Source organism: Nguyenibacter vanlangensis (genome assembly GCF_038719015.1).
Taxonomy (GTDB): Bacteria; Pseudomonadota; Alphaproteobacteria; order Acetobacterales; family Acetobacteraceae; genus Gluconacetobacter; species Gluconacetobacter vanlangensis.
The window spans coordinates 2,074,642-2,099,638 of record NZ_CP152276.1 but is presented as its reverse complement, the minus strand read 5'-3'; the positions used below and the strand labels follow the sequence as shown (position 1 = coordinate 2,099,638).

Sequence of the window (24,997 nt, the reverse complement as noted above, 5' to 3'; positions counted from 1 at the left end):
GACCGGAACGCATCGGCGGCCATTGCCAAACCGCCGCCGCCCCCCTATATCCCCGGGTGCCGGAGGGGTTCGCCCCTTGGCTATGGCGATAAACGGCACGTGGAATAAGTGTTGTGGACCCGGGGGCAGTACCCGGCGTCTCCACCAGATCCTTCCGGTTCGGCTCCGCGCGGGGCCGGGGGCTATGGGGACGAAACAGGCTCGACACGCATGGTAAAGACCTGCCTTTTGCCCGGCATTGTACCACCGTCATCGGGCTGAATCACAAGTGCCAACGATAACTTCGAGGCGCTCGCTGTCGCTGCATAAGTGACAAGCGCGGTTCGGGAGGCACCGGGCAACAGAAGCCTCCCACTCGCCGGCACCCGGTCTCCGCCAACGCCCGATTCCGGGCGCCCAATTCCGGATACCAATTCCCGGGCGGCCTCCCGCACGCCGCTTTTCATTGCGACGGCGTGTCCGCTTCGTGAAGCGGCCCCCCGCGCATCCGGCTTGCGCGCCGATCCGGTTTGACGCATGGCTGAAACCTGTGGCACGGCGTGGCGCAACGCACCCAGGCCAACGGAACGGAGATTTCCGCATGTCCGACGATCACGACGGGGAAAACGGCTTCGACGCCGCCATCCCCGACAGTCTGCTCCCCTACGATTCGTGGATCGAGGACGCGTATCGCGACGTGATGCTGCGCGCGCTGGACCATGTGGGGCGCGAGGGACTGCCCGACGGGCACCATTTCTACGTCACCTTCCTGACCGGCTGGCCCGGGGTCGAAATCCCGGCGCGCCTGCGGGCGCAATATCCGCACGACATCACCATCGTGCTGCAGCACCAGTTCTGGGACCTGCGGGTGGACCGCACTGCGCGCACCGTGTCGGTCGGCCTGTCCTTCGGCGGCGTCGGCTCGACACTGGTGATCCCGGTCGCGGCGATCACCGCCTTCGCCGACCCGCATATCCGGCTGGCCCTGCGCTTCACCCCGCCCGGACCGGCCCCGGCACAGGACGAGGAGCCCGCTGCCCTCGAATCGGCCGCGTCCTCCGATGCGTCCTCCGATACCGCCTCCGGCGAGGCGCCCGGCGAGACGACAGACGGGCAGGCGCCGGCCTCGTCCCAGGTGGTCAGCCTGGCGGCCTTCCGGAAGAAGGGGCCGAACCCCAGTTGATCCGCACGCCATCCGGGACGCCCGGATGCGGCCGGGCGCTCCGTGAACCGCCACCCGGAAAGCAATCCGGGGGATAAGGCAGGAGATTGTCCGAGTGAACGCGTCCTCCATACCCTCCAAGCCCCCGCTCCGGCCTCCTCTGCGGCCCTTCGCCTACGGGCCGCTCTTTCCGCTGCAGGACACCGGGACGCCGTGGCGAAAGCTGGATATCGCGGGCGTGCGCACCGGCACCTGCGACGGGCGGACCGTGCTCCATGTCAGCCCCGAGGCCCTGGCCGAACTGGCGGCCCAGGCTTTCCACGACATCGCCCACCTGCTGCGGCCGGGCCACCTGGCGCAGCTTGCGGCGATCCTGCAGGACCCCGATGCGTCGGACAATGACCGGTTCGTGGCGCTGGACCTGCTGAAGAATGCCTGCATCGCCGCCGGCGGCGTGCTGCCGATGTGCCAGGACACCGGCACGGCGATCATCTACGGCAAGAAGGGCCAGCGCGTCTGGGTGGACGGGAACGAGGAGGAAGCGTTCTCCCGCGGGGTGTACGAAACCTACACCCGCACCAGCCTGCGCTATTCGCAGATGGCGCCGCTGTCGATGTTCGACGAGGTGAATACCGGCACCAACCTGCCGGTGCAGTTCCATATCGCGGCGGCCCCCGGCGAGGACCATGCCGCGCAGATGGACCTGATGTTCGTCGCCAAGGGCGGCGGCTCCGCCAACAAGACCTTCCTCTTCCAGGAAACCCGCGCCCTGCTGTCCAGCAAGGAAAACCTGCTGGCCTGGCTGGACGGCAAGGTGCGCACGCTGGGCACCTCGGCCTGCCCCCCCTACCACCTGGCGGTGGTGATCGGCGGCCTGTCGGCCGAACAGACGCTCGAGACGGTCAAGCTGGCCTCGACCCGCTGGCTGGACGGGCTGCCGACCGAAGGCAGCGCGCTGGGCCACGCCTTCCGCGACCTGGAGATGGAGCAGGAGATCCTGAAGCTGACCCAGGGGCTGGGGATCGGCGCGCAGTTCGGCGGCAAGTATTTCTGCCATGACGTGCGGGTGGTGCGCCTGCCGCGCCATGGCGCGTCCCTGCCGGTGGGGATCGGCGTGTCGTGCTCGGCCGACCGGCAGGTCAAGGCGCGCATCACCGCCGAGGGGATCTTCCTGGAGCGGCTGGAGACCGACCCGGCACGCTTCCTGCCCGAGACGACGGACGACCATCTGGGCGGCACCGAGGTGCGGGTGGACCTCAACCAGCCGATGGACGCGATCCGCGCCCTGCTGTCGCGCCACCCGGTGCGCACCCGCCTGTCGCTGACCGGCACCATGGTGGTGGCGCGCGACATCGCCCACGCCCGGTTCCGCGAACGGCTCGAACGCGGCGAGGGCCTGCCGGACTACCTGAAGGACCACCCGGTCTATTACGCCGGGCCGGCCAAGACGCCCGAGGGCATGCCCACCGGCGCGTTCGGCCCCACCACGGCGGGACGCATGGACAGCTATGTGGCGATGCTGCAGCAGGCCGGCGGCTCGTTCGTCATGCTGGCCAAGGGCAACCGGTCGAAGGCGGTGCGCGACGCCTGCCGCGCCTATGGCGGGTTCTATCTGGGCTCGGTCGGCGGCCCGGCGGCCCGGCTGGCCCGCGACTGCATCCGCAAGGTCGAGGTGCTGGAATATCCCGAACTGGGGATGGAGGCGGTCTGGAAGATCGAGGTGGAGAACTTCCCGGCCTTCATCGTCATCGACGACAAGGGCAATGATTTCTACGATGGCCTGACAGGCTGAACCGGCCTGGCGGACACGGACACTCGTCACATCAGGACATTACGGAGATACGCGTTCCATGCGCTTTACCGTCGATCGGCTGGACCATGTCGTCATCACCGTCCGGGACCAGGAGGTCTCGGCATCCTGGTACCAGCGCGTCCTGGGCATGGAGCGCGAGGAATATGGCCGCAACAACCGCACCGCGCTGAAATTCGGCGGCCAGAAGATCAATCTCCGCCCCCAGGGGGCCGAGGGCTGGGCCAGCGCCGAGGACGCGCTGCCCGGCACCAACGATCTCTGCTTCATCACCGCGGTGTCCAGCACCGAGGTGATCGAGCATCTGGAAGGCTGCGGGGTGCGGGTGATCCAGGGGCCGGTGGCGCGGCTCGGCGCGCTGGGGCCCGTAACCTCGGTCTATTGCGAGGACCCGGATCGCAACCTGATCGAGATCGCGTCCTATCAGGGATAGCGGCGTCATGGACGCGCGCCCAAACCTGAACCCGGACCCAAACCCCGGCCCAAACCCGGACCCGGACGCCGCGCCGCCCGCCGGCGACGCGGCCCTGTACCCCCACCCGCAGGACCGGCCGCTGGCCGGGGCGCCGCACCCCGGCCGGCTGCTCCATCCGCGCCTCTATGCCTGCGAATGCGCGGGCACGATGCTGCTGATGCTGTTCGGCGTGACCACCAACGTGCTGCTGGGGGCCGGCGACTCGCCCGTCGGCCGGGGTTTGGCGAACCATCCGGCGCTGCAGGTCGCGCTGCAGGGCCTGTTCTTCGGCATGGGCGGCTCGCTGGCCGCGCTGTCGCCCTTCGGCCGGGTCAGCGGCGGGCATGTCAGCCCGTCCGTCTCGCTGGCCTTCGCGCTGCTGGGGCGGCTGGCCTGGCGGGACCTGCTGGGCTACTGGGCCGCGCAGCTCGCGGGCGCGGTGCTCGGGACCGGACTGGTCGCGCTGGCCGGGCGGGCGTGGCCGCGCCTGGGGGCGTGGGCGCACGCCACCCGTTTCGCGGCGACCGTTCCCTTCGACCTGGTGCCGCTCTCCTGGGTGTTCATGGGCGAGGTCTGCACCACGGCGCTGCTCATCACCGCGCTGCTCTATACCGGCGGCCATGCCGCGCTGCGCTGGGCGACGCCGCTGCTGGCCGGCCCGCTGTTCTTCGCGCTGAACCCGTTCGAGGCCTGGCTGTCGGGCGACAGCACCAACCTGGCGCGCAGCCTGGGGCCGGCGGTATTTTCCGGCCAGTGGCAGGATTTCTGGATCTATGGCGCCGCACCGTTCTGCGGCGTGGTGTCGACGGTGCTGATGGTGCGGCTGGGAACCTTCGGCGCCATGCATGTGCACGAGGCCCGGCTGGCGCATTTCGGCCATCACGGCCGGGTGCCCTTCCTGCTGCCCCCCATCCTGTTGCCCTGGCGGCGCCGCGGGTCATAGCGGCAGTTGCCGAAAGATCGGGCGCCGGAAGAGTCGGGATCAGCTCCTGCCGAACAAGGCGGTCAGGCTGGCCGAACCCAGGCTGTGGCTGTTGATCATGTATCCCACCATCGCCCCCGACGCGTCCGCCGGCACGCTCAGCACCGCCGTGTCCAGCGCGTGGACCGTGAAGATGTAGCGGTGCGCCGGCCCCGGCGGCGGGGCGGCTCCGCCATAGGCATTGCCGCCGAAATCGGTGCGGGTCATGAACGCGCCGGGCGGCAGGTCGGCATCGCCCGACCCGGCGCCGGCCGGCAGGCTGGTGACCGAGGCGGGGATATTGACCATCACCCAGTGCCACCAGCCCGATCCGGTGGGGGCGTCGGGGTCGTACATCGTCACGGCGAAGCTGCGTGTGCCCTCGGGCGCGCCGCTCCAGGCCAGGGGCGGCGAGATATTGCCGCCGCGATAGCCCATGCCGTCGAAGACCTGGGCCTCGGGCAGCCGGTCGCCCTCGGCGAAGGCCCGGCTGGTCAGGGTGAATGTCATGGACGCCTCCTCGTGCGTTCGGCCCCTCTATCGGCCCCTATATGGGTGTTCGGGGCCGGGTGGCACGACCCTACCAGTTCTTGCTGACCAGCCAGAATTCCTCGGATGTCAGGGTAACCACCCCGCCGCCGCCGGTGGCTTCGGCGGACTCGGCCGCCGCCGCGGCCAGGGCGGCCATGCGCTCGATCATCAGCGTCTTGCGGACATGGGCCTCCGAGCTTTCGGGATTGGCCTCAAGGACGCTCAGCGCCACCTTGCAGGCCCGGGCGACGCGCGCGGCGTCGAGTGCGGCATAGGACATGGTCTCTTCCTGTCTGCTGATATGGGGGCGGGCCCCCGATCGGGTTCCGCGCCATTCTGCCGGGTGGCGGCGGGACTGTCCAACCGGCGCGGGATTCCGTAAACGGGGCATCCGATGCATGACCTTGCCTCCGATTTCGATTTCGTCCTGCCCGGCGCGCTGATCGCCGACCAGCCGGCGCGGCCGCGCGATTCCGCGCGCCTGCTGCACGTCCCCCAGGCCGGCCCCTTCCAGGACCTGGCGGTGCGCGACCTGCCCGGCCTGCTGCGGCCGGGCGACCTGCTGGTGGCCAACGACACCGCGGTGATCCCGGCACAGCTCGAGGCGCGGCGGGGCGAGGCGAAGATCGGCATCACCCTGGACCGGATCCTGCCCGACGGCACCTGGCACGCGCTGGCGCGCAACGCGCGGCGCCTGCGCGCGGGCGACGTCCTGACCTTCCCCGGCACCCCCAACCGGGCCGAGATCCGCGACCGCGACGCCGAGGGCGGCGTGATCCTGCGCTTCGATACCGCGGGCGCGGCGTTCGACGCCTTCCTGCAGGTGGCGGGGGCGCTGGCGCTGCCGCCCTATATCGCGCGGCCCCAGGGACCGACCGAACAGGACCGCACGGATTACGCCACCATCTTCTCGACCCATCGCGGGGCGGTGGCCGCCCCCACGGCGGGGCTGCATTTCACGCCCGGATTGCTGGCCGCCCTGGATGCGGCCGGCGTCGGGCGCCGCACGCTGACCCTGCATGTGGGGGCCGGGACCTTCCTGCCCGTGCGGGGCGAAAGCATCGCCTCCCACCGCATGCATGCCGAACGCGGCATCATCACCCCGGAAACCGCGCAGGCCATCAACGCGGCCCGCGCCGCCGGGGGGCGGATCGTGGCGGTGGGCACGACCTCGCTGCGGCTGCTGGAAAGCGCGGCCGATCCGGACGGCACGATCCGGCCCTTCGACGGCGACACCGCCATCTTCATCCGCCCGGGCTACCGGTTCCGGGCGGTGGACCTGCTGATGACCAATTTCCACCTGCCGCGCTCGACCCTGTTCATGCTGGTCTGCGCCTTCGCCGGATATGACAGGATGCGCCAGGCCTATGCCCACGCGATCGAGACGGGATACCGCTTCTATTCCTACGGCGATGCCTGCCTGCTCCACCGGCGGGACGCGGCCATAGGAGGGACGGGCGCATGAGCACCGCATTCCGCTGGACCGGTCAGGCGCGATTCGGCCGCGCGCGGGCGGGCCACCTGCATACCGCGCACGGCATGGTGCCCACCCCGACCTTCATGCCCGTGGGCACGGCCGGCACGGTCAAGGCCATGACGATGGACGCCGTGCGCGCGACCGGCGCGGGCATCGTGCTGGGCAACACCTACCACCTGATGCTGCGTCCGGGGGCCGAACGGGTGCGCGCGCTGGGCGGCCTGCATCGCTTCATGGACTGGCCGGGGCCGATCCTGACCGATTCCGGCGGGTTCCAGGTCATGTCGCTGGGCGCGCTGCGCAAGCTCGACCAGGACGGGGTGACGTTCAGCTCGCATATCGACGGCGCGAAGCACCGGCTGACGCCCGAACGGTCGACCCACATCCAGCACGCGCTGGACGCCACCATCACCATGTGCTTCGACGAATGCCCGGCCCTGCCGGCCCCGCCTGAGACGATCGCGCAGTCCATGCGCCTGTCCATGCGCTGGGCCGCGCGCTGCCGCGCGGCATTCGTCCCCCGCCAGGGCTATGCCCAGTACGGCATCATCCAGGGCGGCACCGAACCCGACCTGCGCGCCGAAAGTGTGCGCGCCCTGACCGATATCGGCTTCGAGGGCTACGCGATCGGCGGCCTGGCGGTGGGCGAGGGGCAGGAGCTGATGTTCGCGACCCTGGACGCGACCGTGCCCCTGATCCCCGACGACAGTCCGCGCTACCTGATGGGGGTCGGCACCCCCGACGATCTGCTGGGCGCCGTCGAACGCGGGGTGGACATGTTCGACTGCGTCATGCCGACCCGGGCGGGCCGCACCGCCCGCGCCTATACCGAACGCGGCACCCTGAACCTGCGCAATGCGCGCCATGCCGGCGACACGCGGCCGATCTCGCCGCACTGCGACTGCCTGGCCTGCGCGCGGCACAGCCGCGCCTATCTGCACCACCTGTTCCGGGCCAATGAAATCCTGGGCCCGATGCTGCTGACGTGGCATAATCTGGCCTATTACCAGCGGCTGATGCGCGGGCTGCGCGCCGCGATCATCGACGGATCGCTGGACGTCCATGCCGCGTGGCTGCGCGCCCAATGGGCGATGGAGGACTGGACGCCCGACGAAATGCCCCCTGCCGACATCCCACCGGTCCCGTGATGCGCCCCCCGCCGGAGCCCCCTTCCGCCTTGGGCGATGCGATCCGCGACAAGGCGCTGGCGCTGGGCTTCGACGCGGTGGGGTTCTGCGACGCGGCGCTGGGCGACGACGCCCGGGCGCGGCTGGCCGATTTCCTGGCCGCCGGCCATCACGGGGCGATGGGCTGGCTGGCCGAACGCACCGAACAGCGCGGCGATCCCCGCGCCCTGTGGCCCGAGGCCCGAAGCGTGATCGCGCTGGGCCTGTCCTACGCACCCGGCGGCGACCCGCTGGCGACGACGCGCCTGCCCGACCGGGGCAACCTGTCGGTCTATGCGCGGCACCGCGACTATCACGACGTGGTCAAGGGCATGCTCAAGCACCTGGCGCAGTTCGTCGTCGCCGAAGGCGCGCGGATGAGTGTCGCCGAAGGCGCGCGGATGAGTGTCGCCGAAGGCGCGCGGATGATTGCCGCCGAAGGCGCGCGGAGGAGTGTCGCCCAGGGCGCGGGGGCAGGGGCCGCGCCGGGCGTCAAGGTCTTCGTCGACACCGCGCCGGTCATGGAAAAGCCGCTGGCCGAACGCGCGGGGCTGGGCTGGCAGGGCAAGCATACCAACCTGGTGTCCCGCCGGCACGGAAGCTGGCTGTTCCTGGGCGAGATCTACACGACCCTGGACCTGCCGCGCTCGGCGCCCTCGGGCGGGCAATGCGGCTCCTGCCGGCGCTGCCTGGATGCCTGCCCGACCGACGCCTTTCCCGAACCGTACCGGATGGACGCCCGGCGCTGCATTTCCTACCTGACGATCGAGAATCCGGGCCCGATCCCGCTGGAATTCCGGGCCGCGATGGGCAACCGCATCTATGGCTGCGACGATTGCCTGGCGGTCTGCCCCTGGAACCGCTTCGCCACCGAATCGCGGCAGATGAAGCTGCGGGCCCGCGACGACCTCACCGCGCCGCGCCTCGCGGACCTGGCGCGGCTGGACGATGCGGGCTTCCGGGCGCTGTTCTCGGGCTCGCCGGTCAAGCGGATCGGGCGCAACCGCTTCGTGCGCAACGTGCTGGTGGCCGTCGGCAATTCGGGACTGGCCGCGCTGCGCCCGGTGGCGCAGGCGCTGTGCGACGATCCCGATCCGGTGGTGGCCGAGGCCGCGCGCTGGGCGGCCGGACGCCTGCCGACATGAACGACCAGGCATGAACGACCGGGACCAGAACGCCGCAAGCTTCCGCCTGCCGGGCGGCCGGCCGCTGGTCAAGCGCAGCCTGGCGCTGTCCGGCCACCGGACCAGCGTGGCGCTCGAACCCGAATTCTGGACGGCGCTGGACGAGATGGCGCGCGCGCGCGGGATCGGCCTGCCCGCGCTGATCGCCGGGCTCGACGCCGCGCGCGACCCGGCGCGCCCCCTGGCCTCCGCCTTGCGGGTGGCGGCCTTGCTGGACGCACGGGACCGGGGGCGGGGCCAGGGCAGGGGGGCAGCCGGCGATTCGGGTTGAGGGGGGTGGCGTCTTGGCGCATGATCGGCACCGGACGGCGCATGCCGGCCCGGCAAGGATAATGGCGAATTTCTGATGGCGATCTGGGGGAAATTGTTCGGCGGCGCGGCGGGGTTCGCAATGGGCGGGCCGCTCGGTGCCGTGGTCGGCGCGGCGCTGGGCCACGCGGCCGATAACGGGTCGATCCTGGAAACGCCGGTCGGTGGCTGGACCGATCGCTGGGGCCCGCGCCTGAACGCCGACCCCAACGGGGCGGCAACCTTCGTCGCCGCCAAGCTGGCGGCGGTGACCGGCAAGCGTGAGCAATTGTACGGCCTGGTGATGGTGGTGCTGTCGGCCAAGCTGGCCAAATGCGACGCGCCGGTGAACCGGGCCGAGATCGACGCCTTCAAGCGCCGCTTCCAGGTGCCCAGCGAGCACGCCCGGGATGTCGGCCGCCTGTTCGACCAGGCACGCCAGCGGGTGGACGATTTCGAAGGATTCGCCGCCGAACTGGGCCGGGCCTATGCCGACCGGACCGACATGCTGGAAGAGGCGCTGGCGGCGCTGTTCGCCGTCGCCCGGGCGGATTTGGCGCCCGAGGGTGAACTGCACCCGATGGAAGCCCGCTTCCTGCGCCGCGTGCACCGGGCCTTCAAGCTCAGCCCCGGCGCGTGGGACCGCGCCGAATCGGGCGGCGCCCGGCCGGGGGTGAACGAGATCGACGCCTATACGGTGCTGGGGCTGAAGCGTGACGCCACGGACGTGGAAATCCGCGCCACCTGGCGCCAACTGGTGCGCGCCCACCATCCCGACGCCCTGGCCGCGCGCGGCGCCGGCCCCGGCGAGATGGAAGAGGCGGCGGAACGGATCGCCCGCATCAACGCCGCCTGGGACCGCATCAAGCGCGACCGGAAGATATAAGGCGGCTCCTGCCGTCAGGCGCCGGCTAGTGTCCTGCCCGAGAAATTCTTATGAGAATTTCTCGGACCAGCAGGCCACTAAAATATTGATTCTAGTGTCCTTTCGATTCCGAAATTCGCTTGCGAATTTCGGAATCAGGACACTAGGCGCCTGACGGTGGCGCCCACCGTGCGGGCCAGCGCGCGATAGGCCTGGCCGGCCGGGCTGTCGGGCGCGGCGGTCACGACGGGGGCGCCGGCATCGGCGCTGGCGCGGATATCGGCCAGCAGCGGAATTTCGCCCAGGAACGGCACCCCGATCGCCTCGGCCTCGGCCCGCGCGCCGCCATGGCCGAACAGGTCGGTGCGGTGGCCGCAGTTCGGGCAGCAGAAATAGGACATGTTCTCGACGATCCCCAGCACCGGGACGTCCATCTTCCGGAACATCGTCACCCCCCGCCGCGCATCCAGCAGCGCGATGTCCTGCGGCGTCGAGACCACGATCGCCCCGGCCAGCGCGATCTTCTGCGCCAGCGTCAGTTGGGCGTCGCCGGTGCCGGGGGGCATGTCCACCACCAGCACGTCCAGCGCGCCCCACTCCACGTCGCCCAGCAACTGGCCCAGCGCGCCCATCACCATCGGGCCGCGCCAGATCATCGCCTGCCGCTCATCGACCAGCAGGCCGATCGACATCGCCTTGATCCCCCAGGCGTCCAGCGGCAGCATCCGGCCCTCATGCAGTTCGGGCGGCCGGCGCAGCCCCAGCATGCGCGGCAGGGACGGGCCATGGATGTCGGCATCCAGCAGCCCGACGCGCAGCCCCTCCATCCCCAGCCCCACGGCCAGGTTGACCGCGGTGGTGGATTTGCCGACCCCCCCCTTGCCCGACGCAACCGCGATCACCACCCCGACCCCCGGCAGCAACGGACCCTGCCGCGCGCCCCCGCCGCCCAGGTTCAGCGGCCGGTGGCCACCCCCCTGTGCCGCCGCTCCTTGGGGCGCCCCTCCCGCCGGCGGCGCGGCGCGATGGGCGGTCAGGATCACGCTCACGGCGCTGATCCCAGGGCCGATCCCGGGCAGGGCGCGCAGCGCGGCCTCGGCCTGCGGCAGCAGCGGCTCCAGCAGCGGGGCCGCGGCGCGGCTGGTGGCCAGTGCGACATGCAGCGTGCCGTCGCGCAGCGTGGCCGCGTCCAGCGCGGCGTGGTCCAGGATCGTCGTGCCGTCCGGCGCGCGCACCTGCCGCAGCGCCTGCTCGATCTGCATCCGTGTCGGGTCCGTCATAAGGCCGTCCTTCCTGGCGCTGGCGCCGCTATGAATCCGAGACCGGACATAGGCGAAATTTCCGCCACGGCAAATCGGCCCATGCCCCATGCCCTATGCCCTGTGCCGCACATTCCCCATCCCATGTAAGGAATCGAAACGGGGGCTGGAGTTGCCGGGCATTCTGCTCCATCTGTCAGGGACGGATCGTCCATCGCCGCAGGAGGAACCGGCTTTCATGACCTCTTCCGTGTCCCAGCGCCCACCGTCCCGGTCTCGCGGGGCGCCCGGGGCCGGGCAGGCGGGCGCCGCCGCCCCGCGCCGTGCGCGCGACCATCGGGTCGATGCGCTGCGCGGCGTCGCGCTGCTGATGATGTTCGTCGACCATATCCCCCAGAACGTCCTGAACCGCTTCACCCTGCGCAATGTCGGCTTCGCCGACGCGGCGGAAATCTTCGTGCTGCTGGCGGGCTACGCCTCGTGGCTGGCCTATGGCCGGAATTTCGACCGGGTGGGCCTGCGCGCCGGGCTGGGGCGGGTGTGGCGGCGCTGCGCGCGGCTCTATGTCTTCCAGGCCGTCATGGTGGTGGTCACCACCGCGACCATCCGGGCCTGGCGGTCGTTCTGGCCTGTGCCGGTTGATTTCCTGGAACCCGAGCTGGCGCACGGGCTCAGCGCCTTCTGGCGGGTGATGTTCCTGGACGCGCTGCCCAGCAACCTGAACATCCTGCCGCTCTATATCGTGCTGCTAGCGGCCTTTCCGCTGGTCTACCTGCTGATGCGCCGCTCGCTGGTGCTGACGCTCGCGCTCAGCGGCGGGCTGTGGCTGCTGATCAACCTGGATCCGACGATCAATTTCCCCAACTGGCTGGATCCGGACGGATGGTATTTCGACCCGCTGGCCTGGCAGTTCCTGTTCACGCTGGGGGCGTGCGCCTCGGTCCTGGCCGGCCGGCGGGGCGGCAGCCTGCCGGCGGTCGGCTGGCTGCGCGGCCTGTGCGGCGCCTATCTGGTGCTGTCGGCCTTCGAGGTCTTTCCCTGGTCGCTGTGGGGGCTGCCGGACCTGCGGCCCTTCGCCATCCCCGCACCGGACAAGAGCGTCCTGGCCCCGCTGCGGCTGGTGGACGTGATGGCGATCTTCTACCTGGTGCAGTCCTCGCACGGGGCGCGGGGCGTGGCCGAGGGCCGGTTCGGGCGATTGATGGCGCTGTTCGGCCGCCATTCGCTCGAAATCTTCGCGGCCGGGACGGTCATCGACCTGTATGCGCGGCTGGTCTTCACCTCGTTCGGGTCGGGCTGGATGCTGCAGGTCGCGGTGAATGTGATCGGATTTTCGATCCTGTGGGGGCTGGCGACGGTTCTCGACCGGCGCCGGGTGCGGCAGAAGATGCAGGCGGCGACCGAGCCGGGCCGCGAGATGACGACACCCCCCGTATCCGGCCTGAAACGAGCCCATTGATGTCCGATCCCGCCCCCGCGGCGCCTGTCGCCCACACCCCCGGCACGCATGTCGGGGCGCCCTTCCTTCCCCGCCTGACCGCCCGCCTGCTGCAGGGCCGGCCGGTGCGGGTGACGCTGTTCGGCTCCTCGACGATCGAGGGCGTGGGCGCCAGCGCGCCCGCGCACGGGTTCGGCCCGGTCTTCGAACGCGCGCTGGCGCCGATGGTGCCGGGCGGGCTCGCCGTGATCAATCGCGGGGTCGGCGGCAACGGCGCGGCCGAGATGCATGCGCGCCTGGCCGACCTGCTGGCCGACGGCTCGGACCTGGTGCTCTGGCAGACCGGCAGCAACGATGCCTGGCAGGGCGTGCCGGTCGAGACCTACGAGGCACTGACCCGGCAGGACCTGCTGGCCACCCGCGCGGCGGGGGCGGAGCTGGTGCTGATGGACCCGCAATATTGCCGGATGCTCGAGGAATGCGCGGCCTTCCCGGCCTTCGTCGCCGCGGTGCACCGCATCGGCGCCGACCTGGGGATCCCGGTCTTCGGCCGCTATGCCCGCATGAAATCCTGGTGCGCCGAACTGGGCCTGGCGCGCGACGAATTGTCGCCCGACGGGCTGCATATGGGCGATCGCGGCTACCGCCTGCTGGGCGAGGCCGTGGCGGCCTGGCTGGTGGACCTGACCGGCGCGCCCGGCGGCGCCGCGCTGTAGCAGGCGTTTTTCAAAAGCCGCCAAGGGGGAACTTCCCGCCGCGCACGGGGGTTATCACGGTTGTCCCCCTGCCTGGTTTCCCCGATTTCCGTCCGCCGGGATCATGCTCTAGGATGCCCGCCTCCAGGATGCCCGTCTTGTCGACGACCTGTTTACCGACGACCCGCTTTTCAGGAACCGCCCGCCCGATGTCCCTGCCTGTTCCGGTTTTCTTCCGTCCGCTCGCCCTCGCCGGGCTTGCGGCGGCCCTTTCCCTGTCCCCCGGGGGCGCGGCTCGGGCCGAACCGGCGATCGTGCCGCATCCGGCGGTCCCCGCGGCGCCGGGGGCGGTGCTCCCGCCGCCGCCCGTCCCGGGACGCGGCATGCCCGACAGCTTCGCCGACCTGGCGGCGCGCCTGCTGCCGGCGGTGGTCAATGTCTCGACCACCGAGACGGTCAAGCCGGGCGACGAGGACGGCGACGCCGAGGGCGACGGTGACGGCGGCGGCGACGCGCCGCAGATCCCGAATTTCCCCGAAGGCTCGCCCTTCGAGAAATTCTTCCACGATTTCATGAACCGCCAGAACGGCCCCGAGGCCGCGCCGCGCAAGATGCAGGCGCTCGGCTCGGGCTTCATCATCGACCCGTCCGGCATCGTGGTCACCAACAACCACGTGATCCGCCATGCCGACCAGATCACGGTCACGCTGCAGGACAACACGGTGCTCAAGGCGCATGAGATCGGACATGACGACCGCACCGACCTGGCGGTGCTGAAGGTCGATTCGCCCCATCCGCTGCCCGCCGTCGGCTTCGGCGACAGCGACCGCGCCCGGGTGGGGGACTGGGTGCTGGCGATCGGCAACCCGTTCGGCCTGTCCGGCACGGTGACGGCGGGCATCATCTCGTCGCGCGGCCGCAATATCGAGCAGGGACCGTACGACGATTTCATCCAGACCGACGCGCCGATCAACAAGGGCAATTCCGGCGGCCCGCTCTTCGACATGCAGGGGCAGGTGATCGGCATCAACACCGCCATCTACTCGCCCTCGGGCGGGTCGATCGGCATCGGCTTCTCCATCCCCTCGGCCGAGGCCCGGGGAATCATCGAGCAGTTGCGCCGCACCGGCAAGGTGTCGCGCGGCTGGATCGGCGTGCGCATCCAGGACGTGACGCAGGACATCGCCGACGGGCTGGGGCTCAAGGACGCGCACGGCGCGCTGATCGCCGGCGTCGAGCCCAAGGGCCCCGCAGCGAACGCGAAACTGCAGACCGGCGACGTGATCTTGTCGCTGGACGGCAAGCCGATCGACGGGCGGGCCCTGCCGCGCCTGATGGCCGACGAAATCCCGGGCAAGGTCGTCACGCTGGGCGTCTGGCGCCATGGCCACGGCCTGACCATGCCCGTCACGGTGGGGGCGCTGCCCGACGACACGCCCCCGCCCGCGCCGAAGAAGCCGGCGGCCAGGCCGCAGGGCAGCGTCCCGCTGGACGGGCTGGGCTTCACCGTGGCGGCGATCGACGACGTGGCGCGCCAGAAATACAACCTGACCGAGGGCCAGAAGGGCGTGGTCGTGACCCAGGTGGCCCAGGACGGGCCGGCGGCGGACAGGGGCCTGCGCCCCGGCGACGTGATCACCGAGGTCCAGCAATCCGACGTGTCCACGCCGGCCGACGTGCGGCGCCTGCTGGACGCGGCGCGGGCGCAGCACAGGCGCTCGGTGCTGTTCCTCGTGCAGAATGCCGACGGAATGCGCTGGGTCCCGTTCCCGCTGGACGGAGCCGACGGAAAATAGGGTCATGACGTCGTCCTCAGCCGCCCCGGCCGGCTGGTGGGCGGCGTTCCGGCGGGCCCAGCATCCGCGGGGCCCCGAACTGCGCCAGGCGGTGCGACTGCTGGTCTCGGTGCTGCTGTCCGACCTGCTGGCCCGGGCGGTGCATCTGCACGAGCCGGTCTGGTCGGTCATCACCTCGGTCATCGTGACCCAGAGCCGCATCACCCAGACCCTGACCACCGGGCGCGACCAGGTGGTGGGCACGCTGCTGGGGGCCGGGGCGGGGGTCTTCGCCATCGTGCTGATCCTGGGCACGCCGCTGCCCCCCTGGCTGGTGTTCTGGCTGGTGCTGACGCCGCTGGCCGTCCTGGCCGCGATACGCCCCGCGCTGCGCTTCGCGGCGGTAACCCTGATGATCGTGCTGCTGTTCCCCGCGCACGGCAGCCCCTTCCTGCGGCCGCTCGACCGCATCGCCTCGATCATGATCGGGGTGATCACCTCGCTTGCGGTCTCGTTCCTTGTGTTGCATGACGAAGCCAGGCGGGACGTGCTGCGCGGCGCGGCGCGCCTGGTCGGCGACATCGCCGACCTGCTGGACCAGGCCCTGCGGGGCACCCTGGACCATGATGCGATCGAGTCGGCGGACGAGGCCTTTCGGACGCATCTGCAGGAAATCTACGGCGCGGTGGCCGAGGCCCAGGTCGAGGGGCTGGGCTTCCTGCGCCGCCGCGGCGATCCGCTGCTGGACGGACTGCCCGCCCTGCTGCGCCGCCTGCGGGGCAGCGCGGTTTTTACCGCCCGTGCCGCGATCATGGGGGAAACCCTGGCCACGGGCGGCGCGCTGGATGCCGAACGGCAGGCGCTCGCCCGCGTGCTCGCGCAGCTCGGCCGCCGCTGCGAGCGCGAAGCCAGAACGCGCCGCCGCCATCGCCCGCAGAACGAGGACGGGGCGACGGCGGTCCTGACAGTGCTGCATCACCCGGGTCCCGACTGGAGCCCGGTGATGCAGTTCACCCTGGCGATGCTGCATGCCGACCTGGACCGCGCGGTTCGCGCGCTCTGGTCCGGATGCACCGCATCGCCGCACGACGTACCCCACGAGGTACCGACCAAGACCGAGAAGGAGAAAGAGGCGACATGATGAACCGGACCATTCTGGAGTCACTGCCCGCCGGCATTTCCGCTCCGGGCTATGACCCGTCCGCAATCCGCACCGGGATCGTCCATTTCGGCGTCGGCAATTTCTTCCGGGCGCATGAGGCATTCTATGTCGATCGCTGCCTGGGCCTGCCCGGCCAGCAGGGCTGGGGCATCGCCGGCGTCGGGCTGACCGGCGGCGCGCGCTCGGAACGCAAGGCCGAGACGTTCCGCGCGCAGGATTGCCTCTATTCGCTGACCGAGGCCGCGCCGGACGGCGCGCGCGCGGTGCGGGTGATCGGCGCGCTGCGCGCCTATCTGCTGGCGCCGTCCGACCCGCATGCGGTGCTGGACCTGCTGGCCGATCCGGCCATCCGCATCGTCAGCATGACGATCACCGAAGGCGGCTACAATATCGACGAGACCACCGGCCGGTTCCGCCTGGATACGCCCGCGGTCCAGGCCGACCTGGCGGGGGACGCGCCGCCCGCCACCATCTTCGGCTTCGTGGTCGAGGCCCTGGCCCGCCGCCGCGCCGCCGGCGCGGGGCCGTTCACCGTGCTGTCCTGCGACAATCTGCGCCATAACGGCGACGTCGCCCGCACGGCCTTCCTGGGCTATGCCCGGGCGCGCGACGCCGGGCTGGCGGAGTGGATCGAACGGCACGTCACCTTCCCCAACGCCATGGTCGACCGCATCACCCCGTCGGTCGACGCGGCGATCGCCGCCGAGCTGAACGCCGCGAGCGGCCTGGACGACGCGCTGCCGCTGGTGGCCGAGGATTTCACCCAATGGGTGGTCGAGGACACATTCTGCGCCGGCCGCCCCGCCCTGGAACAGGCGGGGGTGCAGTTCGTCGACGACGTGACGGGGTACGAGCAGGTCAAGGTGCGGATGCTGAACGCCTCGCACATCCTGCTGGCCTTCCCGGGCATCCTGCTGGGCTATCGCCATGTCGACGAGGCGCTGCGCGACCCGGATCTGGAACGCTTCGTCAACGCCTACCTGGAACGCGACGTGATTCCGCGCCTGACCGCGCCCGAAGGGCTGGACCCGCAGGAATACCGGCGCAGCGTGCTCAGCCGTTTCTCCAACCCCGCGATGGCCGACCAGTTGCTGCGCGTGGGCGGCGACGGCTCGTCCAAGGTCCAGGTCTACTGGACCGAGACCGTGCGCCGCACCCTGGCCGATGGCGGGGATCTGTCGCGGATCGCCTTCGGCATCGCCGCCTATCTGGAAATGCTGCGCGGCAAGGACGAGTCCGGCGCGGCCTACACCCCGTTCGAGCCGACACTGGATCCGGCGCGGATCGCCCTGGCCGGCGCGGACGACCTGGCGGCCGGGCTGGCGCTGCCCGCCTTCGACGGCTGGCGCGACGTGCAGACCCCGGCGCTGACCCAGGCGATCGTCGCCGCGCGGCACGCCATCCGCACGCAGGGGGTGCGCGCATCGCTGCCCCGCTGACCGTCAGTCAGTCCTCGGGCCCTCGGGCCCCACGGCGCGGCTCATCAGCCGCGCCGCCGGGTCATAGCTGCGCAGGATCGCCGCCGCCCGGGGCCTGTCCAGGGGGGTGAAGCCCGCCCGGAGCCAATAGGCGCCGGCGCTGCCGGTGGCGACCAGCACGATCCGCGACAGGCCGGCCTTTCGCGCCCGCGCCGCCAGCATCGCCAGCGCGGCGGCCGGCGCGTTCCGGCCACGGGCATGCGGCAGCAGGGCAATATCGTGCAGGTACCAGCAATCGGGCCGCGCCGGCAACGCGCCCAGCGCGACATTCAGCGCGGGCGGCACGTCGTCCCGCCAGGGATGGCTCAGCACATAGCCGTCCGGCCCGCCGGCCCCCTCCAGCACCAGGCAACCCGCCGGGCACAGCGCCAGCCGCTCGCCGAACACCGCCGCGTCCTCCGGGTAATCCGGATGGACGCGCGCGGCGATCGCGATCACGGCGGACAGGTCGGCGGCCCGCATGCCGCGCCAGGCGGCGGGCGCCGTCACGGATGATGGGGCCGTCATGGCCGGAAGAGGGGGCGTCATGCGCAAAATTGCTCTCGACAGGCGGCGGAACACTCCAGCATAGCATGGCGGCCCCCGGCCCAGGCTGCAACCGATGGGCTGCAACCGAATGGGCCGCGGGGTGGCGAAGGCGGAGGTGCGATGACGGGGATGCGTCTGACGCTGCGGATCGACACGCGGGACCGGCCGTTGCTGGGCCACGGCAAGATCCGCCTGCTCGAGGCGATCGGCGAGACGGGATCGATCTCGGCGGCCGCCCGGGCCATGGGCATGTCCTATCGCCGCGCCTGGCTGCTGGTGGAATCGCTCAACGGCGCATTCGCCGAACCGGTGGTCGCCGCCCGCCCCGGCGGCGGCGGCGGGGCCGCCCTGTCGCCGGCGGGGCAGGAGGTCGTGCGCCTCTACCGCGAGATCGAGCGCACCGCGCACGCCGCCGCCGCCACGGCGCTGGACGCGCTGGCGGCTCGGCTCGGCACGCCGGATGCCGCAAAAACGCCATAGGACGCAGGCAGACGGTCGCGATGGCCCGATGGCCCGATTGTTCGGGCGCCGCGAACAGGGCTGATGCTACAATAACGACAATAAGACATGACGAACGGGCCCGCGTGACGCGCGCCCCGGGGAGCCAGGATGTTAAGACGCGATCTCGTTAAGACAGGTGCCGGCCTGTCCCTTCTGTCCCTGCTGGGCAATGTCGCCCCTGTCGGGGACGCCGCCGCCGCCGATGCCCCGGCCGGACCCGCGCCGACCGGCCCGTTCGACGGCGGCACGGTGCGGCAGATCGCCCAGTCCCTGTCGCGCCGCCCGTACCGCGCGCCCGACCAGGCCCTGCCGGCCGCGATCGACAAGCTGAATTTCGACCAGTACCGCGCGATCGCCTACCGGCCCGACCAGGCGCTGTGGCACGGCCAGAACCTGGCCTTCGACGTCGAATTCTTCCCGCGCGGCTTCCTGTACCGCCCGCGGATCGAGATCTATGAGGTCGTGGACGGCAAGGCGGCGCCGGTGCCCTATAACCCCGACCTGTTCAGCTACGGCGACCCCGCCCTGCGCGTGACCGACGATCTGGGCTTCGCCGGGCTGCGCCTGCGCTATGCCATCAACACGCCGGGCGTGATGGAGGAATTCTGCGTCTTCCTCGGCGCATCCTATTTCCGCGCGGTGGCCAAGGGGCAGAATTACGGCCTGTCGGCGCGCGGTTTCGCCGACGGCACCGGCAACCCGAAGGGCGAGGAATTCGCCCTGTTCCGCGCCTTCTGGCTGGAACGGCCGCAGCCGGGCGTCGATGCCGTGGTGGTGCACGCGCTGCTGGACAGCCCCTCGGTGGCGGGGGCGTTCAGCTTCACCATCCGCCCCGGCGAGTTGACGACCTTCGACGTGCAATCCTCCCTCTATCCCCGCGCGGCGATCGCCGAACCCGGGATCGCGCCGCTGACGGGCATGTTCTATTTCGACGCCAACGACCGCAACCATGTCGATGACTGGCGCCCCGCCGCGCATGACAGCGAGGCCCTGTCGATCTGGACCGGCAGCGGCCAGCAACTGTGGCGGCCGTTGCGCAATCCGCAGGACCTGCAATTCTCGGCCTTCTCCGACGATTCGCTGCGTGGCTTCGGGCTGATGCAGCGCAAGCGCGCCTTCGCCGATTTCGAGGACCTGGCCCTGAATTACGAAAAACGGCCCTCGCTGTGGATCGAACCGGTGGGCGACTGGGGCGCCGGCGCGGTCGACCTGGTCGAAATCCCCACGCCGAACGAGGTCAACGACAATATCGTCTCGTTCTGGCGTCCCAAGGGCGGCCTGGCGGCCGGGCGGGAATACACCTTCACCTATCGCATGTATTGGGGATGGGACTCGCCCTGGCCGACTAGGCTGGCCCGCGTGGCCGCGACCCGGGTCGGCGCGGTGACCGACGACAAGACCGCCCGCTTCTTCGACATCGATTTCGACGGGGCGCCGTTCGCCAACCTGCCGCCGGACGCCAAGTTCCATCTCGTCCCCAGCAGCTCGGCCGGCACGATCCGCAACGTGGTGGTCGAACCGAACCCGAATATCCATGGCTGGCGCACCACCTTCGAATTCGTGCCGGGCGACGCCAGGATCGCCGAACTCAGTTGCGTCCTGGCCAATGACGCCGGACCGGTCTCCGAACAATGGACCTATCGATGGACGCCCTAGACACCGCCCAACACTCGCACCCCGGGCCACACCCTGGGCCGGGGGCCGCGCCCCGGGGCCTTCCGGACGGGTTTCCCGCCCTGCCGGACGAATCCCCCCTGCGGATGGACGTCCAGTCGCTGTCCGCCTGGCCCGACCGGCACGGCCGGCCGCGCATGCCGGTGACCGCGCCGCGCTTCATCGCCCTGCGCCGGCTGGCGGTCATCGGCTCGGCCAGCCTGCTGACGGGCTACGGCGCGTACGAGATGAACCTGGTGCTGAACGCGACGGGCTTCTCGGTGCTGGGCGCGGTGCTGCTGGCGCTGTTCGTGCTGCTGTTCCAGTGGATCGCGCTGGCCTTCACCTCGTCGGTCGGCGGGTTCGTCTCGCTGCTGCGGCGCGGCGGGCTGGGGCTGGGGATCGCGCGCGACGGCGACCTGCCGACGCTGTCGACGCGCACCGCCCTGCTGATGCCGACCTACAACGAATCGCCGGGCCGGGTGATGGCCGGGCTGCGGGCGATGCATGACAGCCTCGCGGCCACCGGACGGCTGGACGCATTCGACATCTTCATCCTGTCGGACACCACCAACCCCGATATCTGGGTCGCCGAAGAGGCCGCGTTCCTCGCCTTCCGCGCCGAGACGGCCCGCGCCGAGACGGCCGGAACCGGGGGCGGGGCGGGGGGGCGCGTCTATTACCGCCGCCGGCCGGTCAACACCGAACGCAAGGCGGGCAATATCGCCGAATGGGTGCGCCGCTTCGGCGGCGCCTATCCGCAGATGGTCACGCTCGATGCCGACAGCCTGATGGATGGCGGCACCCTGGTGCGCATCACCGCGGCGATGGAGCGCCATCCCCAGGTGGGGCTGATCCAGACCCTGCCCGAGATCGTCAACGGCACCACCCTGTTCGCGCGCATGCAGCAATTCGCCGGCCGGGTCTACGGGCCGCTGATCGCCCACGGCATCGCCTGGTGGCACGGGTCCGAAGGCAATTACTGGGGCCATAACGCGGTGATCCGCACCCGGGCCTTCGCCGAGCAGGCCGGCCTGCCGCATCTGCCGGGGCGCAAGCCCTTCGGCGGCCATATCCTCAGCCACGATTTCGTCGAGGCCGCGCTGATGCGCCGGGGCGGCTGGGCGATCCACATGGTCCCGGGCCTGCCCGGCTCGTACGAGGAAAGTCCCCCCTCGCTGACCGACATCGCCATCCGCGACCGGCGCTGGTGCCAGGGCAACCTGCAGCACGCCAAGGTGCTGCGCACGCGCGGCCTGCACTGGGTCAGCCGGCTGCACATGATGATGGGCATCGGCTCCTACGTCACCTCGCCGATGTGGCTGGTCTTCCTGCTGGTCGGCATCCTGATCGCCCTGCAGACCCGCTTCCAGAAGCCGGAATATTTCGGCGACACGAAATCCCTGTATCCGAACTGGCCGCAGGTCGATCCCGAACAGGCGAAATACGTGTTCATCGGCACCATGGCGATCCTGCTGGCGCCCAAGCTGATGGCCTATGTCGCGCTGCTGTTCGACCGCCCGGCCCGGCAGGGATGCGGCGGCGCGCTGCGCGCCGGCCTGTCGGTGCTGGTCGAGACGGTCATCGGCGGGCTGGTGGCGCCGATCGCCATGCTGATCCAGACCTCGGGCGTGCTGTCGATCCTGATGGGCCAGGATTCCGGCTGGAACGCCCAGCGGCGCGACGATGGCGGCGTGCCGCTGGGCGATATCGCGCGGGCCTACTGGCGCTATATGCTGTTCGGGCTGATCCTGGGCGGCTGCGCGTGGAGCGTTTCGATCCCGCTGTTCCTGTGGATGACCCCGGTGCTGCTGGGCCTGGCCTTCGCCATTCCGCTGGCGGCGGTCACGGGCGACCGCGCCGCCGGCCAGGCGCTGCGCCGCGCCGGCCTGCTGCTGATCCCCGAGGAAACGGCGCCGCCGGACATCCTGCGCCGCGCCGCCCGCGCGGTCGCGGAGCTGGCGGACAGCCCGGAAACCGACGCCGTGCACCGGCTGCTGGCCGACCCGGCGCTGATGGCCGCGCACCGGGCCATGCTGCCCCCGCCCCGCCGCCCGGGCGATCCGATCGACGCCAATCTGCTGGTCGGACTGGTCAAGGTGACGGAAAGCGCCGGCCCGGACGCCGCCGCCGCCGCGCTCAACCGTGCCGAGAAAGCCGCCGTGCTGGCCAGCGCCGACGGGCTGGACCGGCTGGAACGGATCGCCGCCCGGTAATCGCGGAATCTAATCGCGGCCTCTAATCGCGGCCCCCCGCGTCCGGACGGCTTCAGTACGGCCTCAGTTCCGTCCGGCGCGGCCGCCATGCAGCATCCGGCAGGCCTGGACCAGTTTCGGCGGCGCGGCGGAATCCGCCTTGTCGCAGATCGCGGCGGCGTCCGGGGCGCAGGACTGGCCGGCGGTCTCGAAATCGGATTCCAGCACGTCGCGCGCAACCTCGACATCCTGGTCCTTGTTGCGCGATTCCTCGGCCGCCAGCGTGTCCTGGGTCTTGTGCAGGTCCTGCAGCGCACCCAGGCAATCCTGGCTGGCGGCATTGGGATTGGTCTGCAACACGGCCAGGATCTTCTGCAACTGCGTGTTGGTGGTGGTCGGGCCGCCGTCATCCTGCGCCGGCGCGGCCCCGGGGGTGGCGGCGACGATGGCGGCGACGGCGCCGCCGAGGACATAGCCGAGGATCGGGGCGACAACGCGGCCCGGGCGGAAAGACGTCACGATGTTCGGCACTCTCTGGACATTCCAATGGCGCGAAGCCCCCGGGTCCGCTTCGGACGATGCGGAGACGATCCCGGCGACTCCCCGGGGGGCGCCTGCCGCTCGGGCCGCGGCGCCACGGGATCGTGCCGGACTATGGCAGCAAGCGGCGGAACGGAAAAGCCACCCGGGGAAAAGCCACCCAAGGAAAAGTCACCCGGGGAAACCGGCACCTACGGGCTTGGCACCCGGTCGCAAGGCCGCGTATCCACACGTTATGCCCGTCCATACCGGACGCCCGTTCAGGAAGACGCCCCGCCATGCTGCTCCGTTCCGCGCCGCCCGGCCTGCCCAAGCTGCCCAATCCGCGCGGCATGAAGATCGGCGTGCTGGTCGCCCTGGGCGTGGTCTATGTCGTGCTGTTCGTGACGCTCTCCCGCCACCCCAGACCCCACGGCCCGGTCTACGCCGCCATCCCGGTCGCCGTGGTCAAGACCGCGCGGCAGATCCCGCCCCCGCCGCCCCTGACCGTGCAGTTGCATGATCCGGCCCCCGTCACGGTGCCCCCGCCGGCGCTGCACCTGCGCTGAACGCTCCGGCCCTTCCCGGCGCATCATGATCTCGAACGGGGTGCGCCGCAGCCGAGCGGCTTCGCCGCCGCACTGCAAGGCGGGGCAAGGCGAGGGCGCTGCCCTCGACCCGCAAGGGGGCGCGCCCCCTTGACCCCACTCCGTTGATAACAAATGGTTTCCAAAGGCACCGCCTTTGGTGGGGCTCGGGGCAAAGCCCCGAAAAAGAAGCCTGGCCACCCTATTCCGGCAACTGGCACACATCCACCCAGGTGGCGCCGGTCAGCTCCGCCAGGCGCAGCGGCGCCAGCCGCACCGAACTGTTGATCGCGCCCGCGGCGGGGATCACCTCGTCGAACGCGCGCAGCGACTGGTCGCAATAGACGGGCAGGCTTTCCTTCAGCCCGAACGGACAGACGCCGCCGACCGGATGGCCGGTCAGTTCCTCGACCTCGGCACGGTCCAGCATGCGAGGCTTCTGGCCGAAGGCCGCCTTGCTCTTGCGGTTGTCCAGCCGCGCCGTGCCGGCCGCCACCACCAGCACCACCTGCTCGCCCAGCCGCAGCGAGATCGTCTTGGCGATCTGCTCGGGCGTGGTGCCGTGCGCGGCGGCGGCCTCGGCGACGGTGGCGGTCGATTCGGCCATTTCGATGATCGCCAGGTCCGGCGCATGTTCGGCCAGGAAGAGACGGACGGATTCCAGGCTCATGCGGCCGGCTCCGGGTGGGACTCCGTATGTGAATGGACAAGGGTCATGGCGCACTCCTTCGCCGCCCATCATGGCGCGACCCGGCGCAACGCGTCGAGAGGGCACGATTCCGCCACGGCCCCGACCCATTGCGGCCATCCCGCCATGGTCCGGTGGACCATCGACAACAGCTAGAAAGCCCGCCCCGATGTTCGCGCGCACCGCCCTGCTGACCCTCTCCCTGGCCCTCTCCGGCGCGGCCCTGGCCCCGCTGGCCGCCCACGCCTCCGACGCTCCGAGGACCTCCGATTATCGAAGCTCCGATTACCGAACCCCGGATCGTCATCTTGCGTACGACCATCCCGCGGATCGCCCCGCGGATCGCCATGCCGACGCCGCCTGCACGCCCGGCGGCGTCCCGGGCTGGGACGTGGCCGGCCGGCTGGCCCGGCGCGAGACCTGCCTGACCGGCCGCGCCCGGGCCTATCGCGACGGAATAGGGCAGGATGCGCGGCAACGCATCCAGGCCGGCCGCGACCGTATCGACGCGGCGCGCACCCTGCCGGAACGGCAGGCGGACCGGCTGCGCAATGAAGGCGCCGCCGAACAGGATCGGCTGAACGCGCTGGGCCGGCAAGGCCGCACCGATGCGGCCGGAATGATGACCGGCGGGCTGTAAGA

General features: G+C 70.9%; 26 protein-coding genes and 1 other RNA gene. 21 read left to right on the top strand and 6 right to left on the bottom strand.

Annotation, left to right across the window (positions count from 1 at the left end):
• Nucleotides 1-18 precede the first annotated feature (18 nt).
• From ssrA to AAC691_RS09730, 5 genes are all read left to right on the top strand, one after another.
• Nucleotides 19-356: a transfer-messenger RNA gene (gene ssrA, locus AAC691_RS09750) on the top strand.
• Between the two features lie 224 nt (nucleotides 357-580).
• Nucleotides 581-1,162, top strand: a complete 582-nt coding sequence (locus AAC691_RS09745; protein ID WP_342629896.1) for a ClpXP protease specificity-enhancing factor SspB — start codon at nucleotides 581-583, stop codon at nucleotides 1,160-1,162.
• Between the two features lie 109 nt (nucleotides 1,163-1,271).
• Nucleotides 1,272-2,933, top strand: a complete 1,662-nt coding sequence (locus AAC691_RS09740; protein WP_342630183.1) for a fumarate hydratase — start codon at nucleotides 1,272-1,274, stop codon at nucleotides 2,931-2,933.
• A 58-nt stretch (nucleotides 2,934-2,991) separates the two neighbouring features.
• Complete coding sequence (locus AAC691_RS09735; protein WP_176640154.1) at nucleotides 2,992-3,384, top strand: VOC family protein; 393 nt, start codon at nucleotides 2,992-2,994, stop codon at nucleotides 3,382-3,384.
• Between the two features lie 7 nt (nucleotides 3,385-3,391).
• Nucleotides 3,392-4,348 carry an aquaporin gene (locus AAC691_RS09730; protein ID WP_342629895.1) on the top strand — a complete coding sequence of 319 codons (957 nt, stop codon included), beginning with the start codon at nucleotides 3,392-3,394 and terminating at the stop codon, nucleotides 4,346-4,348.
• A gap of 39 nt (nucleotides 4,349-4,387) precedes the next feature.
• Here the strand turns inward: AAC691_RS09730 and AAC691_RS09725 are convergent, their stop codons facing one another.
• Nucleotides 4,388-4,876: a kinase inhibitor gene (locus AAC691_RS09725; RefSeq protein WP_342629894.1), complete on the bottom strand. Its 489-nt coding sequence runs from the start codon at nucleotides 4,874-4,876 to the stop codon at nucleotides 4,388-4,390.
• Nucleotides 4,877-4,946: 70 nt separating this feature from the next.
• Nucleotides 4,947-5,177 carry a hypothetical protein gene (locus tag AAC691_RS09720; RefSeq protein WP_176641425.1) on the bottom strand — a complete coding sequence of 77 codons (231 nt, stop codon included), beginning with the start codon at nucleotides 5,175-5,177 and terminating at the stop codon, nucleotides 4,947-4,949.
• 114 nt (nucleotides 5,178-5,291) lie between these two features.
• Between AAC691_RS09720 and queA the strand changes: the two genes are divergently transcribed.
• The 5 genes from queA to AAC691_RS09695 all read left to right on the top strand — a co-directional run bounded on the left by queA (nucleotide 5,292) and on the right by AAC691_RS09695 (nucleotide 9,898).
• Nucleotides 5,292-6,362, top strand: coding sequence for a tRNA preQ1(34) S-adenosylmethionine ribosyltransferase-isomerase QueA (gene queA, locus AAC691_RS09715; protein ID WP_342629893.1), 1,071 nt, complete (start codon nucleotides 5,292-5,294; stop codon nucleotides 6,360-6,362).
• Nucleotides 6,359-7,522 (top strand): tRNA guanosine(34) transglycosylase Tgt, encoded by a 1,164-nt coding sequence (gene tgt / locus AAC691_RS09710; RefSeq protein ID WP_342629892.1) that lies wholly within the window; start codon nucleotides 6,359-6,361, stop codon nucleotides 7,520-7,522. Before queA ends, tgt begins: the two co-directional genes overlap by 4 nt.
• The gene (gene queG / locus AAC691_RS09705) at nucleotides 7,522-8,685 is read left to right on the top strand and encodes a tRNA epoxyqueuosine(34) reductase QueG (RefSeq protein WP_342629891.1); all 1,164 of its coding nucleotides are present in this window, start codon (nucleotides 7,522-7,524) and stop codon (nucleotides 8,683-8,685) included. Before tgt ends, queG begins: the two co-directional genes overlap by 1 nt.
• 10 nt (nucleotides 8,686-8,695) lie before the next feature.
• Nucleotides 8,696-8,995, top strand: a complete 300-nt coding sequence (locus tag AAC691_RS09700; protein WP_342629890.1) for a ribbon-helix-helix domain-containing protein — start codon at nucleotides 8,696-8,698, stop codon at nucleotides 8,993-8,995.
• A 75-nt stretch (nucleotides 8,996-9,070) separates the two neighbouring features.
• On the top strand, nucleotides 9,071-9,898 hold the full coding sequence (locus AAC691_RS09695; RefSeq protein WP_323992252.1) for a TerB family tellurite resistance protein: 828 nt from the start codon (nucleotides 9,071-9,073) through the stop codon (nucleotides 9,896-9,898).
• Nucleotides 9,899-10,032: 134 nt separating this feature from the next.
• On the opposite strand, the gene AAC691_RS09690 is transcribed toward AAC691_RS09695, so the two are convergent.
• Nucleotides 10,033-11,157 carry an Mrp/NBP35 family ATP-binding protein gene (locus AAC691_RS09690; RefSeq protein WP_342629889.1) on the bottom strand — a complete coding sequence of 375 codons (1,125 nt, stop codon included), beginning with the start codon at nucleotides 11,155-11,157 and terminating at the stop codon, nucleotides 10,033-10,035.
• A gap of 217 nt (nucleotides 11,158-11,374) precedes the next feature.
• Here AAC691_RS09690 and AAC691_RS09685 point away from each other — a divergent pair, with 217 nt between their 5' ends.
• The 5 genes from AAC691_RS09685 to AAC691_RS09665 all read left to right on the top strand — a co-directional run bounded on the left by AAC691_RS09685 (nucleotide 11,375) and on the right by AAC691_RS09665 (nucleotide 17,645).
• Nucleotides 11,375-12,595 (top strand): OpgC domain-containing protein, encoded by a 1,221-nt coding sequence (locus AAC691_RS09685; protein WP_342629888.1) that lies wholly within the window; start codon nucleotides 11,375-11,377, stop codon nucleotides 12,593-12,595.
• The gene (locus AAC691_RS09680; protein WP_342629887.1) at nucleotides 12,595-13,290 is read left to right on the top strand and encodes an SGNH/GDSL hydrolase family protein; all 696 of its coding nucleotides are present in this window, start codon (nucleotides 12,595-12,597) and stop codon (nucleotides 13,288-13,290) included. The genes AAC691_RS09685 and AAC691_RS09680 overlap by 1 nt, the downstream gene beginning before the upstream one ends.
• A gap of 188 nt (nucleotides 13,291-13,478) precedes the next feature.
• Complete coding sequence (locus tag AAC691_RS09675) at nucleotides 13,479-15,065, top strand: DegQ family serine endoprotease (protein ID WP_323992244.1); 1,587 nt, start codon at nucleotides 13,479-13,481, stop codon at nucleotides 15,063-15,065.
• A 4-nt stretch (nucleotides 15,066-15,069) separates the two neighbouring features.
• On the top strand, nucleotides 15,070-16,185 hold the full coding sequence (locus AAC691_RS09670; RefSeq protein WP_342629886.1) for an FUSC family protein: 1,116 nt from the start codon (nucleotides 15,070-15,072) through the stop codon (nucleotides 16,183-16,185).
• Entirely contained in the window at nucleotides 16,182-17,645 is a 1,464-nt protein-coding gene (locus tag AAC691_RS09665; RefSeq protein ID WP_323992240.1) for a mannitol dehydrogenase family protein, read from the top strand. The genes AAC691_RS09670 and AAC691_RS09665 overlap by 4 nt, the downstream gene beginning before the upstream one ends.
• 3 nt (nucleotides 17,646-17,648) lie before the next feature.
• On the opposite strand, the gene AAC691_RS09660 is transcribed toward AAC691_RS09665, so the two are convergent.
• The gene (locus tag AAC691_RS09660; RefSeq protein ID WP_342629885.1) at nucleotides 17,649-18,212 is read right to left on the bottom strand and encodes a GNAT family N-acetyltransferase; all 564 of its coding nucleotides are present in this window, start codon (nucleotides 18,210-18,212) and stop codon (nucleotides 17,649-17,651) included.
• Between the two features lie 120 nt (nucleotides 18,213-18,332).
• On the opposite strand from AAC691_RS09660, the gene AAC691_RS09655 reads away from it, so the two are divergent.
• From AAC691_RS09655 to mdoH, 3 genes are all read left to right on the top strand, one after another.
• A complete protein-coding gene (locus tag AAC691_RS09655; RefSeq protein WP_323992237.1) occupies nucleotides 18,333-18,692 on the top strand; it encodes a LysR family transcriptional regulator in 360 nt (119 codons plus the stop codon).
• Between the two features lie 129 nt (nucleotides 18,693-18,821).
• Nucleotides 18,822-20,369, top strand: coding sequence for a glucan biosynthesis protein G (locus AAC691_RS09650; RefSeq protein ID WP_342629884.1), 1,548 nt, complete (start codon nucleotides 18,822-18,824; stop codon nucleotides 20,367-20,369).
• Nucleotides 20,357-22,582: a glucans biosynthesis glucosyltransferase MdoH gene (gene mdoH, locus AAC691_RS09645; protein ID WP_342629883.1), complete on the top strand. Its 2,226-nt coding sequence runs from the start codon at nucleotides 20,357-20,359 to the stop codon at nucleotides 22,580-22,582. The genes AAC691_RS09650 and mdoH overlap by 13 nt, the downstream gene beginning before the upstream one ends.
• A gap of 63 nt (nucleotides 22,583-22,645) precedes the next feature.
• On the opposite strand, the gene AAC691_RS09640 is transcribed toward mdoH, so the two are convergent.
• Complete coding sequence (locus tag AAC691_RS09640) at nucleotides 22,646-23,080, bottom strand: hypothetical protein (protein WP_342629882.1); 435 nt, start codon at nucleotides 23,078-23,080, stop codon at nucleotides 22,646-22,648.
• Between the two features lie 299 nt (nucleotides 23,081-23,379).
• Between AAC691_RS09640 and AAC691_RS09635 the strand changes: the two genes are divergently transcribed.
• A complete protein-coding gene (locus AAC691_RS09635; RefSeq protein ID WP_342629881.1) occupies nucleotides 23,380-23,649 on the top strand; it encodes a hypothetical protein in 270 nt (89 codons plus the stop codon).
• Nucleotides 23,650-23,869: 220 nt separating this feature from the next.
• Here the strand turns inward: AAC691_RS09635 and AAC691_RS09630 are convergent, their stop codons facing one another.
• Entirely contained in the window at nucleotides 23,870-24,337 is a 468-nt protein-coding gene (locus tag AAC691_RS09630; RefSeq protein ID WP_176641074.1) for a YbaK/EbsC family protein, read from the bottom strand.
• Nucleotides 24,338-24,382: 45 nt separating this feature from the next.
• Between AAC691_RS09630 and AAC691_RS09625 the strand changes: the two genes are divergently transcribed.
• Together AAC691_RS09625 and AAC691_RS09620 are read left to right on the top strand one after the other, a co-directional pair.
• Nucleotides 24,383-24,511 (top strand): hypothetical protein, encoded by a 129-nt coding sequence (locus tag AAC691_RS09625; protein WP_281362831.1) that lies wholly within the window; start codon nucleotides 24,383-24,385, stop codon nucleotides 24,509-24,511.
• Between the two features lie 13 nt (nucleotides 24,512-24,524).
• Entirely contained in the window at nucleotides 24,525-24,995 is a 471-nt protein-coding gene (locus AAC691_RS09620; RefSeq protein ID WP_342629880.1) for a hypothetical protein, read from the top strand.
• Nucleotides 24,996-24,997: the final 2 nt, after the last annotated feature.